Source organism: Segetibacter aerophilus (assembly GCF_007991655.1).
Taxonomy (GTDB): Bacteria; Bacteroidota; Bacteroidia; order Chitinophagales; family Chitinophagaceae; genus Segetibacter; species Segetibacter aerophilus.
Genome location: NZ_BJYT01000001.1, coordinates 174,881 through 188,822 on the forward strand (window position 1 = coordinate 174,881; position 13,942 = coordinate 188,822).

Consider the following 13,942-nt stretch of genomic DNA (forward strand, 5'->3'; position numbering starts at 1 on the left):
GCTTTTATTTTACTGATTATTACTTTTTGCTTTTTGCTTCAGATTTCCTTTAAAGTAAGGATTGCAATTAAACCACGTGCATACCCGCAGCGTACTTTTTAATGATGGCATCGCAAGCTTGATCGAGCGTTTCATACACTTTGCGGAAACCTTCTTCACCGCCATACCATGGATCGGGCACTATCCGGTCTTCGCCTGGATACAGTTCGTTTAAGATAAGATCGACTTTGCCGGAGTCCCAATTATTGCCACTTATTCTTTTTACATCAAGATAATTTTCGTCATCCATCACATAGATTTTGTCGAAATTTTTCATGTCCTCTTTAGTAAAATAACGACACCTTGCTTCCCCAATATCCAGCCCGTTATCAAGCGCCACCTTTTGTGAAAACTTGTGCGGCGCACAGCCTTCATTGCGTCCCAACGTTCCTGCGCTATCCACTTCCCAATCAAGGCCGGCTTTTCTTACTTTATCTTTTAATATGCCTTCTGCCAACGGACTTCTGCAAATGTTGCCCAGGCAAACCATTAAAATCTTCATGCGGCAAAGATAACTATTAGTGGATAAGTGATGAATCGAACGGAGCTGTAGCTAGCTGAAGCAAAAAGTAGATAGCCTTGCCATGAAAGTAGAAAGTCAAAAGGCAAAAGGAAAAAGTGAGGTTATTTTTGACTTTTTACTTTCTACTTTTGAATTAAACCAACTGCAATGACCGTCAACTCTATCCGCCTCGAACAGCACTTTGAGCAAATGAGTGAAATTGGAAAGCTCGGCGAAACCGGCACCAATCGTCCCACACTTTCGCCTAGCGAGAAACAAGCGTTCGAACTTGCCTCCTCCTGGATGCAAGCAGCAGGCATGACAACCAGGATTGATAACTTTGGAAATCTCATAGGAAGGCTGGAAGGAACCAAGCCAGAACTACCGGTTTTGATGATGGGCTCGCACCTAGATAGTCAACCTTATGGTGGACGGTTTGATGGTGTAGCAGGAGTGCTATGCGCTATTGAGGCCGTTACAACAATTGTCGAAAAAGGCATAAAACCCGAGCGAACTATAGAGGTGGTTTCCTTTGCTGATGAAGAGGGCTGGCGCTTTAACAAAGGTTTGTTTGGAAGCCGCGGTATTCTTGGTCGTCTTGAAGAAGGCGAATTGGACAGGGCAGACAAAGATGGGATTACCCGTCGGCAGGCACTGATAGACTTTGGCTGCGATCCCAAGAAATTTGATGACAGCTTGTACCCACCCGGCTCCATTCATTGTTTCCTTGAGCTGCATATAGAGCAGGGGCCTGTGCTTGATCTTGCCCATAAACCCATTGGTGTTGTTTCGGGCATTTCCGGTCCTTTATGGTGGACAGTAAAGCTGAAGGGAATGGCCGGCCACGCCGGATCGGTGCCCATGCCCATTCGCCAGGACGCACTTGTTGGTGCAGCTGAAATTATTCTTGCCCTTCGCCAAATCGCTACACAAATTCCTGATGCACCTACTGTTGGTACTGTAGGGACCATGAATGTTTTTCCGGCAAGTCGAAATGTCATTCCCGAAGAAGTCACTTTTACCGTTGACCTTCGTGATATTGATCTTAGTCGCCGCAACATGTATGAGGCGCAACTTCGTGAACAGATAGAAGCAATTTGTGGCAAACATCATCTTACTTATTCCATTACAGAAGACTGGAACAGTGAACCCCGCTATTGCGCGGATTGGCTCAAACAGATTATCCATGCGCAATGCAATAATCTTAACCTCGATGCTCCCGAACTTATGAGTGGACCTTTCCATGATGCTATGGCGCTAAGCTATGCTACAGATTACGCTATGATATTTGTCCGCTGTAAAGATGGTATTAGCCACAACCCACTTGAATTTGCCTCTTACAAAGATTTGGCGTTAGGTGCGGAAGTATTGTATGGGACAGTGTTGGAGGTTTTGAAGCATGAGCCTTATAATTTGTAAATTTGAAAAAAAGGTAACAATATGGACGCTATAACTATACTGAAAAACGAGTCGAATAATCACCGGGTAATGCAGATTGACCTTGACCTTCTGGGACAGAATGATGAACAACTGGAAGATGTTTATGATATTATAGCAATTGAACTTCGCAGAAATGAAGAGACAATACCTTGGGATAAGGCGAAACAACAATTACTAGATGAAGGTAAATTGTAACATATGTATTCGATCGAGGTAAAGAAATCAGCTCTTAAAGAATTAGCTCAAATCACTCTACCTTATAGTAGAAAAATTGTTGAAGCTATCGATAACCTTGCAACTAATCCAAGACCTGAAGGGGTGAAAAAGTTGAAAGGTGAGGAAGCTTTTAGAATCCGAGTGGCAGATTACCGAATAATATATACAATCGAAGATGTAATTAAAATTGTAGAAGTTCAAAGAATTAGGCATCGAAAAGATGCTTACAAAGGATAATTTTAAAGAGGAGGGGTAGTTAAAACTTTAATTTAGTTTAGATCTTTCCTTGATCATTCTTAGTAATCGCTAAAAGTCAAAAGCCGGTAATTGGTGAGAAAATAAAAGGAACAAAATGAACGCGGCCCATGTCGCTAAAATCAAAATGATTTGTTGTTTAAACATAACCATAGGATGCATTGGCGAGTTTTTTGATTTTAGCTCACCTTGTTTGTCTACATGAATGGTTTGTCTTCTTATTAAATTTCTACTTCTTCGCATGCTTTTAAAGATGATTATTTTGCCACTAATTCAAAGTTAAATTTTATAGCTATTTCGCGATAAGGTTCGTCTTCTAATTGGATACCCTTAGGGTCTCTTTAGAAAAGTAAGAAGACGTTTTAAGTACGTAGGCAAGGCTTGTATGTGAGGTATGTGACCGACGCCGGGAACTTCCACTAGTATTGAATTTTTTATAGCATTTTTTGTTTTTCTTCCAAGAGTGGGGTACTGTCCGTATTGTTTCTTTTGCTCGTCGTTCAGCAAATTTTTACCTACAACTGTTCTGTCTTCCTGCCCGATAATTAGTAGGGTAGGAGCCTGAATTTTGTCAAAGTAGTACACCACAGGTTGCTCATATATTACCTGGTAGGTAATAGCTGAGACAAGGGCATTAGTGTCTTTGTTTCCTATCATAGAAGCGTCTAATTGAGCTTGCACATATTGTTCATACTCCGGTTTCCATTCAGGATAATACGATTGCTGGTACTTTTTTAAAGATTCGTAAGTGGACTGCTTTTCGTTTTCATAAAGTTTATCGGTTGACTGATATGGAACGAAGAGACTATAATCTTCGAGGCCGATAGGGTTTTCAAGAACTAATTTCGAAACGATGGTAGGATACATTACGGCAAACCGTATCGCCAGCATTCCACCCATTGAATGGGCCACTACATTCACTTTTGTAATGCCTAAAGTATCAAGCAGCTTCTTGGTATTATTGGCCAACAATGGAAAGCTGTAGTGAATAACCGGTTTGTCAGATTTCCCCCATCCAATCTGGTCGGGCAGGACAACCCGGTATCCTTCTTTGATAAGGGCTGCTATAACATCCCGCCAATAATAACCATTAAAATTTTTTCCGTGTAGTAACAAAACGGCTTCTCCATTTGGTTTAGCGGGCGTTACATCCATATAAGCCATCCTATGATCGCGGCCTTCAATACTAACATTCAGGTAATGAACCGGGTAAGGATATGAGAGTTGTTGTGAAAATGAGTTGGATATCGCTGTCAAAAAAATTAAAAGAATAAAGAGTGTCTTCATAACGTTCATCGCTGTGTTTTAGAAAGCTATCTACACGAATATGTTCTTCAACCTTCATGCAGATTAAGTAGCGAAACATGACGCAACGATAGTGCCATGAAAATGTATTATAATGTCAGTTCTTTAAATCTTTTTGTAAGGTCAGTAAGCGATTTTTCAACACCCATTCGTTCTAACGATGAGGCGCCCACAAAGCCATGAACTTTTGTTTCATCCAGTATGATACGTACGTCTTCAGGCGTGTTTATCGGTCCTCCGTGAGCCAGGAAAAAGATATCAGGATTTACCTTCTTTCCCGCTTCCATAATTTCTTTAGTTAACGAGATCGCATTCTCCATAGTCACGGTGGCTTCTACCACACCTACCGAGCCTCCAACTGTAGTACCTACGTGTGATATAATCGCATCAGCACCCGCTTCTGCCATCAACCTTGCTTCCTCTGGTTTGGCAACATACACTATTGAAAAGAGATCCATTTTTGTTGCAAGCCTCACCATTTCAACTTCTTTAATAAAACCCATTCCCGTTTCTTCGAGCACGTTTCTAAAATGTCCATCCACGATACAATGTGTAGGAAAATTATTTACACCAGAAAATCCCATTTCCTTCACCTTCAGCAGATGATGCCACATTCTACGGCGGGGATCAGAACCATGCACACCACAAATAACAGGGATCTCATCTACCACAGGTAAGACCTCAAACTCACCAATGTTTAGCGCTTCAGCATTTGCATCACCGTATGCCATAAGACCGGCGGTGGAACCGTGGCCGGCCATTCTAAACCGCCCCGAATTATAGATGATGATTAAGTCCGCACCACCCTTCTCGATAAACTTAGCACTAATACCTGTGCCGGCGCCGGCTGCGATAATGGCTTTGTTTTGAGTCAAGGTTAACTGTAAACGATCTCTCACTTCCTGTTTACTATAAGGGTTACCTCTTCCGGTCCATTTGTTAGGCATATAAATCTTTTGTTTTTTGAAATTTTGCTTGGGGCTTAATTCTTTTCAATTATCTCTAATAATGTACTTACCAGTCTTGTTGCAAACATTGCATCGTTGATATGTGCATCTACTTCAACGACAGGTATTTTACCTATGCTATTTGCCTTGATTGTTTCAAAAAGTACTTTATCAACTTCCGGGCGGTGAAATACTCCACCTTCTATATCTATCTGCGAAACTCCTTTTACCGGTATTAAAATAACAACAGGTGTAAGTGATTTCCTTACTTTTTGTACGAGCCTTTCGCCTAGAATTTTATTCTCTTCTTCATTTGTTCTCATTAACGTAACCTCTGGTGACCAGCTATACAACTCGCGGTTTTTATAATGGGAAGGCACTGTCTCTACTCGTCCAAAATTAACCATATCCAAACATCCGGGAACAACTACTTGTGGTATGCCTAGATTGGCAGCGGCATCCATCCGGCTAGGACCAGCGCTGCAAATTCCACCACACAAATCATCAGCTAATTCAGTAGTGGTAATGTCTAGCACAGCATTAAAATACCTTTCGCTAATTAACGCCTCCATCGTTCGGCCGCCTATTCCATTTGCATGAAAAGGGAATACTTCATATCCTTTACTTTTCAACAATTCCGTGCAGAGATTCACGCAAGCGGAAGTATTGCCAAACATACTTATTGCAATCCGTCCTTTGGTTTTAGACGCTTCCTCGGCACTTACATTTGAAATGCTGCAGATACTAGCGGCAGCCTGCTTTATTAGCAACCTACTAATGCTGTTTAGGCCCGCCATGTCTACAATAGAAGGGAATAAAATGATATCACGGCTTCCAATTAAGCCTGACAAGTCTTTCCCCGTCATCGTTGATAAACAAATTTTCGGTATGCCTAATGCGATTTCCTGCATCGCCGTAATAGCGATATAAGTTCCGCCTCCTCCACCCATTGCAATAGCTCCCTTAATCTTATTTTCCTTCATTAACGCTGCAACAATTTTTGCGGCTCCCTTGCCCATCACAGTTACGGCATGTCCCCGATCACCTTTTTTTCTTAAATCTGATAATGAAAACCCTGCTTCACGAGCCACCACATCGGCATCAAAACGAATTGGAAATTTTACGTCGGATTGCATCACACCTGTGTTCATGGCAATTATACTTTCACCCTCAGCCTCAATGCAGTTATACAGAAAGGAATATTCCTCGCTTTTTGTGTCGAAACAACCCAGGATTAATATGCTACCGCCTGCTTTCAAGATGTTGATGTACGAGTTGGTTTTGAAAAAAATAACACATTAGATGTGCCATAAGAATTTGTAACGGACCGCGTTCAAAATACAATGTTCTTATATTTTCGCCATAGATTTTTAATTTAAGCAAATACCCACTCTTCCGTTTTCGAAACCAATTCTTTTGTTCTTTATAACTTTGCCGGCATGATAAAGGAATCTCAGAGCGCTGTTACAGCCGAAACGATTGGAGTATCAAAAGAAATGGCAGAGAAAACAGTGTTCCCTATACTTTTAACCATTAGTCTTTCGCATCTGCTGAACGATACTTTACAATCCTTGATTCCTTCCATCTATCCAATGGTGAAGGATACTTACGCTTTAAGTTTCTCGCAAGTTGGTTTAATAACACTTACGTTTCAACTGGCTGCATCGCTGTTACAACCGGTTGTGGGATTTTATACAGACAAAAAGCCGCAGCCCTTTTCATTAGCAGTTGGTATGTCGCTTACGATGACCGGCCTGATCGTTTTAGCCATCAACCATAGTTACCAAATTCTACTCGTTTCTGTCGCTCTCATAGGTCTCGGCTCTTCTGTTTTCCACCCCGAAGCGAGCAAGGTTGCTTATATGGCAAGTGGCGGCAGAAGAGGGCTTGCGCAGTCGATCTTCCAGGTAGGAGGGAATGCCGGCAGCGCTTTAGGTCCGTTGTTGGCGGCAGCTATCATTATTCCTTACGGACAAACGTCTATTTTATGGTTTTGCCTGCTGGCATTACTTGCCATCACTTTGCTGGTTGGCGTAGGTAAATGGTATAGCGGAAATATGCATCGTATAAAAGGGAAGCCCGGTGCTAGCGCCAAAGCCGGTCCTGTGTTGTCAAAAGGAAGAGTAACGGGTGCGGTTATCATTTTACTGGTACTGATCTTTTCAAAATATTTTTACCTGGCCTGCATCTCAAGTTATTACACCTTCTACTTGATAGATAAGTTTCACGTATCAGTTCAAAATTCACAGGTGTACCTGTTCGTATTTCTATTTTCTGTTGCCGCAGGCACTTTGTTGGGAGGGCCGCTTGGAGACAGGTTTGGCCGTAAGTATATCATCTGGTTTTCTATACTTGGTGCTGCTCCTTTTACCCTGTTGCTTCCATACGTTTCGCTGTTTTGGACTTGTGTGTTAACCGTTTTTATCGGGTTTATTCTTGCCTCGGCTTTTTCAGCCATTTTGGTTTATGCACAGGAATTAATACCGGGCAAAGTAGGAACGGTTGCCGGTTTGTTTTTTGGATTTGCTTTTGGAATGGGTGGATTGGGATCTGCCTTGTTAGGGATGCTTGCAGATCATACGAGTATTCAAAACGTTTTTAGGGTCTGTGCCTTTTTACCATTGATTGGTTTGCTTACCGGTTTGCTGCCGGATATAGGAGGAAGGAAAAGATAAAAAAAGAACCTTTTTTAGATTTTAAATAAAAAGACCTTGAGGATAAGTCAAGGTCTTTTTTTGCGTAAGTGTTTTACTCTGCACCCTTTCGTTCGACAGCATTCTCGATCACAGGGACTGTTTTTATATAGGCATAAATAGCTCGGGCTTCTTTATCAGTAAGATTGCTATACGGTATCATGGGGTACCGTAAACCGGGCTGATTAGCTGGAAGCTGGCCGAACTTGATTGCCTTTACAAATTCTTCTTCGGTCCAATTACCAATGCCGGTGCGTTTATCCATTGTAATATTCAGGGTTGAAATTGGCTTGCCCTCCATATCAAACATCTTATTTCCACCACCAAAGAACCCTTCGGATTTTGATGGGACGAGATAATCATTTTTCGCAAAGTCTTTTGAATGACATGCATAACATTCAAGCTGATAAAGGGCTATATACTCTCCGTGCTTAACAGGGTTGGTAGTATCTGGTTGAGGAATTGGTTTTTCAGGATAATCAAATGGTTTAAATGCGCCAATGTTGGTTAGAAATTTTGTAAGAAAGGAAGGATCACATTCCGGTTGTTTAGTTGGCTCCGCTTTAACCCACTCATTGTCGCTTCGAAGAAATGCAATAATAGAACTCATGTCTTCGTCTGATATATGAACGAGTTTGGGCATGTAAGGTGGCACATACTGACCGTTGGGTTTAGTGCCGGTTCTTAAGAAAGCAACGAGTTCCCCATCGGTCCATTTTCCAATACCGGCATCAGCATGACTCGTGATATTTTTAGAATAGATTTTTCCGAATTGAGTTACTTCAGTTAGTTCTCTACCGGTAAAGCGATGCGTTTGCTCATTATAATGACAACTGCGACAAAGCATAGAGGCGAGTTTTGCCCCGTTGTCGATGCGTGCCTGTGTATACTCAATTTTAACGTCGACTTTTTTAGCCTCGTACTTTGGTATTCCCCTGAACGATACTACAGCCGCAGCTAATGCAACTAAAACGATTAGTCCGCCAATGACTAGCAGAACTACTTTGAGACCTTTTTTCATAAATCAGTTTTGGTTTAGGTTTCTCTAATATAATAAAATACAGCAGAAACGGTAGGGGAGGCTTTTTGTTATCATTTGCTAATAGTCATATATGGAATTTAAAATAACAGTTGAAAAAAGCTCAATAGTAGCAAAACAGATGAACGTAGTGCGACGCAACTATGCTTGAGAATGATAAAGAGCTGGCACCAAAAAACTGCTATAAAAAATGTTTGCGTAACCAGTGAAAGACATTGTTTTTAACAGGTTTTTCAGTGAGCGATCATACCTAACCTTCGCATCCTATGTATATATTTGTGGAGGCATTTAATTCTAGAAATCAGCAAAAAATCATGACCATGAGAAAGTTATTTATACTTGGAATGTTGGTAGTGTATAGCCATGTCACAAATGCTCAAAATGCTTCTGAAAACGTTCAAACCGTTGCCGACAGTACGCCGGTTTCAACTAACATTGCTTCTTCTGAGGCCCGCCTAAATAGGTTGGAGAAAGATATGCAGTCTCTAAAAAAGGAGAATGAAATTTTGAAAAAGCAAATGAAGCAGGCTTCATCTGCATTCCCTAATGCTAAACGGAAAATTACTGTTTCAAGAGTTGGTAGTAAGCAAGTAATTGTAGAATAACTTTTTCTACCAGACCAATTCAATGCAGCCCTTTCGGCTGCATTTTTTTTGCCCTCTTATTGTTGATTTTTTTCAACTCTTTTCTAAAAATATTAAAACAACAAGCTCTACAACCCCAACTTCTTTTTTATAGATAAGTGGTGTCTTATTTGCGTTCATATTAAGAAATATTTTACTTTAAAAAATTAGTGGTAATGAAACATGTAGCAGTAAGAGTGTGGGCGATACTATTTGCCTCCATATTAGCCTTTGGATGTAGAAAAGATAAGAGTTCGGCGCCTGGTGGCGACGTAGCCACCCATCCGCTTAATAGTTCGCAAGATTTGGATGTGCTGTTGCAACAGATCGGCAATGCACGTATTGTTCTTCTGGGAGAAGCGTCTCATGGCACAGCAGAGTTTTATAACTGGCGGGCGGCTCTTTCAAAGAGACTAATGCAGGAGAAAGGATTTGATGCAATTGGGGTAGAAGGGGAGTGGGCCGACTCTTACAGAGTCAATAATTTTATTAAAGGGCCATCGAAGGATAGCCTGGCAGCAGTCAACGTCTTGAAGCAATACAATAGATGGCCGACGTGGATGTGGGGGAATTATGAAGTTGCCTCGCTAATAACATGGATGAATGGATTTAACCAGGCAAAGCCCGCGACCGAAAAAGTGGGGTTCTATGGCCTCGACGTTTACTGCATATGGGAGTCATCGCAGGAGTTAGCACCCTATCTGCAACCATTAGATGCGGACATTGCTGGTGCATCGCAACAGGTACAACAATGTTTCTCTCCTTTTAGCGCTGATGCCCAGCAGTACGGTTACGCGGTGGCAAACGCGTCTGCTAATTGCCGCTCACAAGCTACCAACCTTTGGAACTTAATTCTTGCCAAGACAGGTAATGCAACTGCTACCACTGAACCACAGTTTGTAATGCAGCAAAATGCTTTAGTGGTGAAGAATGGTGAACAGTATTATAGAACATCGGTGACCAGTTACGAGGAATCGTGGAATATAAGAGACAAGCATATGGCGCAAACAATTAGCCGATTGCTGGAGTTTATGGGACCGGATTCGAAGCTGATTGTTTGGGAGCACAATACGCATGTGGGTGATGCCCGTTATACGGACATGGCCAGCCAGGGAACAGTGAATGTGGGTCAACTGGTAAGGGAGCAGTTTGGTGAGCAAAATGTTTTTGCGGTGGGTTTTGGATCATACCAGGGATCGGTGATAGCATCAAATACATGGGGCGGTCCGATCCAAATTATGCCTGTTCCCGCTGCACCTGCGGGAAGTTGGGAAGGTTATTTACACAGTATCAGTCCCGCAAATAAAATTCTTTTATCAAGCGAATTAAGAAGTAATGGGTCATTGCAAAACTCAATCGGTCATAGAGCGATAGGAGTGGTGTATAATCCTAATAACGAACAGGGTAATTATGTGCCCTCCATTATTCCGAAACGATATGATGCCTTTGTTTTCATAGATCAAACTTCTGCGCTGCACCCCATACCCATTCAGCAACAAAACGAACCGCCTGATACTTATCCTTCAGGCTTTTAACCTTTTTAAGTGCATTTCGTCGTCATTAAAAAAATAAGAAACTGGATTTGAGTGAAACGTGAAAGACCAGCTAATAAAAAAACCGGCGACAAAAAATTGTCCCGGTTTTTCTATGTGAAAGCCTTTGTTCTTAATAAGCTTTAAACGATTCCCTAAGCTTTTTTTGTTTTTTGAAAACTGCTCTTAGGAAGTTTTGTATTAGTCTTTATGTTAGGAGTTACAGTCGGATTTTTGAACACGTCTTCTTCCATAAACGGTTGGTTTTTTACCCTCTTTCCTGTGGCGGCAAAAATAGCATTTGCTATTGCTCCACCTGTTGGAGGAAGTGCGGGTTCACCTAAGCCCGTAGGCTCTATTCCGTTGTTAACAAAATGCACTTCAACTTCAGGAATTTCTTTCATCCGGATTAACCGATAAGTATCGAAATTCTTTTGAACTGCAGCTCCGTCTTTAAAAGAAAGCTTGCTGAACATAGCGTGCCCCATTCCATCTACGATGCCTCCCATTACTTGTTGACGCGCTCCACTTAGATTTACAACCTCGCCACAGTCCGCAGCAGCATATATTTTTTTAACAACGGGTTTTCCTGCCTTCATCACTACTTCGCCAATTTGGGCTACGTAGGAACGATGTGAAAAATAAACGCTAAATCCTTGTGATGCGCCTTTTTTTGTTCCCCATCCGGCTTTCTCCGCAACCAGCTTTGTAACACCCATCATCCTGTCGATATCATATTTTACAGCGCCAACTGGTTTTTCCTTTGCTTTTTGTAAAAGGTCAAGTCTAAATTGAATTGGATCTTTCCCCGCTGCATGTGCAACTTCGTCAAAGAACGCTTGTTCTGCGAAAGCCAGAAAGTTGGTAATTGGTGCACGCCATGCACCTGTAGTAATTGGCGAAACGTGTTCAACATTATCGATTAATAAATTGTCAACAGCACCTGAAGGAAAGTTATCTTCTCTTGTAGGATTGCCGGAATTGATACCTACACCTCTTAGCTTATAACCAACAAGATTTCCTGACGCATCTAACGCCGCTTCGAAACGATAACGAACAGCAGGGCGATAGCTACCACCAGTCATATCATCCTCGCGGGTCCAGATTACTTTTACAGGGGCTTTTATCAGGCTTGATAATTCAGCAGCCTCGGTAGCATAATCAGTTTTCAACCTTCTTCCGAAACCTCCACCGAGCCGGGTAATGTTTAAAGTAATTTTATCTTCCGGTATTCCCAATAATTTCGATGTAGCCTGGCGGGCAGCACCCGGTGTTTGTGTAGGACCTACCAACTCAACTCCATCAGCACGAACGTCTGCAAAGAAGTTCATAGGCTCCATTGGGCTGTGTGATAAGAACGGACATTGATATTCGCTCTTTATAATTTTTGCCGCGTTTTTAAAGGCCGCATCAACGTCCCCGTCTTTTCGACGTACTGTTACCGTGCCTGTGTCTAATAAAGACTTGAATAATTTATCGTGATCCGCTGTACTTTCAATGTTGCCATCTTTCTCATATTCTATCTTCACCAATTTCCTCGCTTTCATTACTTCCCACGTGGATTTGCCGACGACTGCCACGTTGTTCTTAAATGTTACTACGTTAACTATTCCGGGCATAGCCTTAGCTACTGCATCGTCTACCGATTTAATTTTGGTTCCAAAAGCCGGCGGTCGTTGAAGCATTGCATACAACATTCCTTCGCGATGAAAATCCAGCCCAAACAATCCTTTGCCTGTAACAATATCTTTATTGGCAACGTTCTTTACTTCTTTGCCTATCAGCTTGAAGTCTTTCCTGTCTTTTAATTTAACGTCTTTGGGAACAGGTAGCTTTGAAGCATCCTCTGCAAGTTCTCCATATCCTAGTTTGTTCCCCGTTTTAGAATGAACTACAAATCCGTTCAGTGCAGTACATTCTTCCACAGGAACACTCCACCTTGCAGCCGCTGCGTGCATCAGCATATTCTTTGCTGTGGCCCCGGCGTTTCTAAGTAATTTCCAGGAATGCGGCACAGCGCCACTTCCTCCTGTAACCTGCCGATCAAAGCTTTTAGTGTCTAACGGGGCTTGCAGTACTTTCACTTTTGTCCAGTCTGCTTCCAACTCTTCAGCCACAATCATTGGAAAGGAGGTCATGATGTTTTGCCCTAATTCAGGATTAGGCGAAAAAATCGTGATAGTACCGTCAGTCGCAATTGACAGGTAACTATTGAAACCTACATTTCCTGCGGCTATCCCTGCTTCGTTCACAACCACCGGAGTCTCAGCTTGCGCACTAAACCAGCTAAATCCAAGCATTAAGCCACCGCCTGTCAGTCCGGTTAGTTTTAGAAATTCTCTACGACTATTTTTATTTATAGTTGACATAATTAAATTTTTGTACTTGCTAATTTAACTGCTTCCCGAATGCGATGGTATGCACCACAACGGCAAATATTGCCATGCATCGTTCCTTCTATTTCTTCCGTAGTCGGATGAGGCTTTTGTTTCAGGAGTGCTGCGGCAGTCATAATCTGACCTGCCTGGCAATATCCACACTGAGGAACATCCACTTCGTTCCAGGCCAATTGCAGAGGGTGTTCTCCTGAAGGAGACAGTCCTTCAATAGTAACAACCTTCGACGAACCTATCGACGATATAGGTAGTACACACGACCTGGTAGCTACGCCATTAAAATGTACGGTACAGGCGCCACATTGAGCAATTCCGCAACCGTATTTGGTTCCAACTAATCCCAGGTGGTCTCTTAATACCCACAACAAAGGAGTATCTTCTGCAACATCGACCTGGTGCTCTGTCCCGTTAATATTCAACTTAAATATGGCCATGACTTTATTAATTATGAATTATATATAAAAGTAGTGAAAATAGGATTTAGTTGAAACAACAAAAATGTTTGGGGACAGCTAATACTTTTCATGCTGCAATTATGGATTTATAATTAAATGGCATCTATTCATTTAATATTTAGCAACGCAATTTCTTTTTTTGGTTAAAATTTTGTTCCGTTATAAACTAAAGTAGACATACAATTACGAAGCCTTAAATGTCTTTCACGTTGCAAATAGAGTCTACAGTAAAATTATTAATATTGCGTGCATTTAAAAAAGCAGTCATGGAAAACGATTTAAGAGAGAAAAGAGTTAAAAGCTACTCAGTGATGCGATCGGTGCTTGATTACACAATGGGCATTCTATATCTTGCGGCTGCTGCCTTTTTATTCTTTGCAGAAAAGTTTGGATTTGAAATGGATAACTTTGATATCACCTTCAGATACATGTTTGGAGGAATTTGCGCACTCTATGGTGGTTGGAGAATTTATCGCGGTTTTAAGAAAGACTATTATTAA

The 13,942-nt window shown here is 41.7% G+C and carries 14 protein-coding genes; 7 read left to right on the top strand and 7 right to left on the bottom strand.

Going from position 1 to position 13,942, the window contains the following annotated elements; translation table 11 throughout:
* Positions 1-67: 67 nt before the first annotated feature.
* Positions 68-541, bottom strand: coding sequence for a low molecular weight protein-tyrosine-phosphatase (locus SAE01_RS00710; protein ID WP_147201608.1), 474 nt, complete (start codon positions 539-541; stop codon positions 68-70).
* 168 nt (positions 542-709) lie between these two features.
* On the opposite strand from SAE01_RS00710, the gene SAE01_RS00715 reads away from it, so the two are divergent.
* Genes SAE01_RS00715 through SAE01_RS00725 form a run of 3 tightly spaced genes read left to right on the top strand, consistent with a single transcriptional unit; the run spans position 710 to position 2,434 of the window.
* Complete coding sequence (locus tag SAE01_RS00715) at positions 710-1,960, top strand: Zn-dependent hydrolase (RefSeq protein ID WP_147201609.1); 1,251 nt, start codon at positions 710-712, stop codon at positions 1,958-1,960.
* Between the two features lie 21 nt (positions 1,961-1,981).
* The gene (locus SAE01_RS00720; RefSeq protein WP_147201610.1) at positions 1,982-2,176 is read left to right on the top strand and encodes a hypothetical protein; all 195 of its coding nucleotides are present in this window, start codon (positions 1,982-1,984) and stop codon (positions 2,174-2,176) included.
* A gap of 3 nt (positions 2,177-2,179) precedes the next feature.
* A complete protein-coding gene (locus SAE01_RS00725) occupies positions 2,180-2,434 on the top strand; it encodes a type II toxin-antitoxin system RelE family toxin (RefSeq protein ID WP_147201611.1) in 255 nt (84 codons plus the stop codon).
* 348 nt (positions 2,435-2,782) lie between these two features.
* On the opposite strand, the gene SAE01_RS00730 is transcribed toward SAE01_RS00725, so the two are convergent.
* The 3 genes from SAE01_RS00730 to SAE01_RS00740 form a co-directional block, all read right to left on the bottom strand.
* Positions 2,783-3,739, bottom strand: a complete 957-nt coding sequence (locus SAE01_RS00730) for an alpha/beta fold hydrolase (RefSeq protein ID WP_147201612.1) — start codon at positions 3,737-3,739, stop codon at positions 2,783-2,785.
* A 107-nt stretch (positions 3,740-3,846) separates the two neighbouring features.
* On the bottom strand, positions 3,847-4,704 hold the full coding sequence (locus tag SAE01_RS00735; RefSeq protein WP_147201613.1) for a phosphoenolpyruvate hydrolase family protein: 858 nt from the start codon (positions 4,702-4,704) through the stop codon (positions 3,847-3,849).
* Between the two features lie 35 nt (positions 4,705-4,739).
* Positions 4,740-5,963 (bottom strand): Tm-1-like ATP-binding domain-containing protein, encoded by a 1,224-nt coding sequence (locus SAE01_RS00740; RefSeq protein ID WP_147201614.1) that lies wholly within the window; start codon positions 5,961-5,963, stop codon positions 4,740-4,742.
* 180 nt (positions 5,964-6,143) lie between these two features.
* Between SAE01_RS00740 and SAE01_RS00745 the strand changes: the two genes are divergently transcribed.
* Complete coding sequence (locus SAE01_RS00745; RefSeq protein WP_147201615.1) at positions 6,144-7,379, top strand: MFS transporter; 1,236 nt, start codon at positions 6,144-6,146, stop codon at positions 7,377-7,379.
* 73 nt (positions 7,380-7,452) lie between these two features.
* Here SAE01_RS00745 and SAE01_RS00750 read toward each other — a convergent pair whose 3' ends face one another.
* A complete protein-coding gene (locus SAE01_RS00750; protein WP_147201616.1) occupies positions 7,453-8,418 on the bottom strand; it encodes a cytochrome c family protein in 966 nt (321 codons plus the stop codon).
* 338 nt (positions 8,419-8,756) lie between these two features.
* On the opposite strand from SAE01_RS00750, the gene SAE01_RS00755 reads away from it, so the two are divergent.
* Both SAE01_RS00755 and SAE01_RS00760 read left to right on the top strand, forming a co-directional pair.
* Positions 8,757-9,041: a hypothetical protein gene (locus tag SAE01_RS00755; RefSeq protein WP_147201617.1), complete on the top strand. Its 285-nt coding sequence runs from the start codon at positions 8,757-8,759 to the stop codon at positions 9,039-9,041.
* A 194-nt stretch (positions 9,042-9,235) separates the two neighbouring features.
* Complete coding sequence (locus SAE01_RS00760; RefSeq protein ID WP_147201618.1) at positions 9,236-10,594, top strand: erythromycin esterase family protein; 1,359 nt, start codon at positions 9,236-9,238, stop codon at positions 10,592-10,594.
* Between the two features lie 152 nt (positions 10,595-10,746).
* Here SAE01_RS00760 and SAE01_RS00765 read toward each other — a convergent pair whose 3' ends face one another.
* A complete protein-coding gene (locus tag SAE01_RS00765) occupies positions 10,747-12,960 on the bottom strand; it encodes a xanthine dehydrogenase family protein molybdopterin-binding subunit (RefSeq protein ID WP_147201619.1) in 2,214 nt (737 codons plus the stop codon).
* Between the two features lie 2 nt (positions 12,961-12,962).
* Positions 12,963-13,421, bottom strand: coding sequence for a (2Fe-2S)-binding protein (locus SAE01_RS00770; RefSeq protein ID WP_147201620.1), 459 nt, complete (start codon positions 13,419-13,421; stop codon positions 12,963-12,965).
* Between the two features lie 287 nt (positions 13,422-13,708).
* Here SAE01_RS00770 and SAE01_RS00775 point away from each other — a divergent pair, with 287 nt between their 5' ends.
* Positions 13,709-13,942 carry a hypothetical protein gene (locus tag SAE01_RS00775; RefSeq protein ID WP_147201621.1) on the top strand — a complete coding sequence of 78 codons (234 nt, stop codon included), beginning with the start codon at positions 13,709-13,711 and terminating at the stop codon, positions 13,940-13,942.

Excerpts from the sequence above, each read along its gene's own strand:
- SAE01_RS00725 (WP_147201611.1), top strand. The coding sequence starts at position 2,180 with ATGTATTCGATCGAGGTAAAGAAATCAGCTCTTAAAGAATTAGCTCAA.
- SAE01_RS00710 (WP_147201608.1), bottom strand. The coding sequence starts at position 541 with ATGAAGATTTTAATGGTTTGCCTGGGCAACATTTGCAGAAGTCCGTTG.
- SAE01_RS00720 (WP_147201610.1), top strand. The coding sequence starts at position 1,982 with ATGGACGCTATAACTATACTGAAAAACGAGTCGAATAATCACCGGGTA.
- SAE01_RS00775 (WP_147201621.1), top strand. The coding sequence starts at position 13,709 with ATGGAAAACGATTTAAGAGAGAAAAGAGTTAAAAGCTACTCAGTGATG.
- SAE01_RS00750 (WP_147201616.1), bottom strand. The coding sequence starts at position 8,418 with ATGAAAAAAGGTCTCAAAGTAGTTCTGCTAGTCATTGGCGGACTAATC.
- SAE01_RS00745 (WP_147201615.1), top strand. The coding sequence starts at position 6,144 with ATGATAAAGGAATCTCAGAGCGCTGTTACAGCCGAAACGATTGGAGTA.
- SAE01_RS00765 (WP_147201619.1), bottom strand. The coding sequence starts at position 12,960 with ATGTCAACTATAAATAAAAATAGTCGTAGAGAATTTCTAAAACTAACC.
- SAE01_RS00735 (WP_147201613.1), bottom strand. The coding sequence starts at position 4,704 with ATGCCTAACAAATGGACCGGAAGAGGTAACCCTTATAGTAAACAGGAA.
- SAE01_RS00755 (WP_147201617.1), top strand. The coding sequence starts at position 8,757 with ATGAGAAAGTTATTTATACTTGGAATGTTGGTAGTGTATAGCCATGTC.
- SAE01_RS00760 (WP_147201618.1), top strand. The coding sequence starts at position 9,236 with ATGAAACATGTAGCAGTAAGAGTGTGGGCGATACTATTTGCCTCCATA.
- SAE01_RS00730 (WP_147201612.1), bottom strand. The coding sequence starts at position 3,739 with ATGAAGACACTCTTTATTCTTTTAATTTTTTTGACAGCGATATCCAAC.
- SAE01_RS00715 (WP_147201609.1), top strand. The coding sequence starts at position 710 with ATGACCGTCAACTCTATCCGCCTCGAACAGCACTTTGAGCAAATGAGT.
- SAE01_RS00770 (WP_147201620.1), bottom strand. The coding sequence starts at position 13,421 with ATGGCCATATTTAAGTTGAATATTAACGGGACAGAGCACCAGGTCGAT.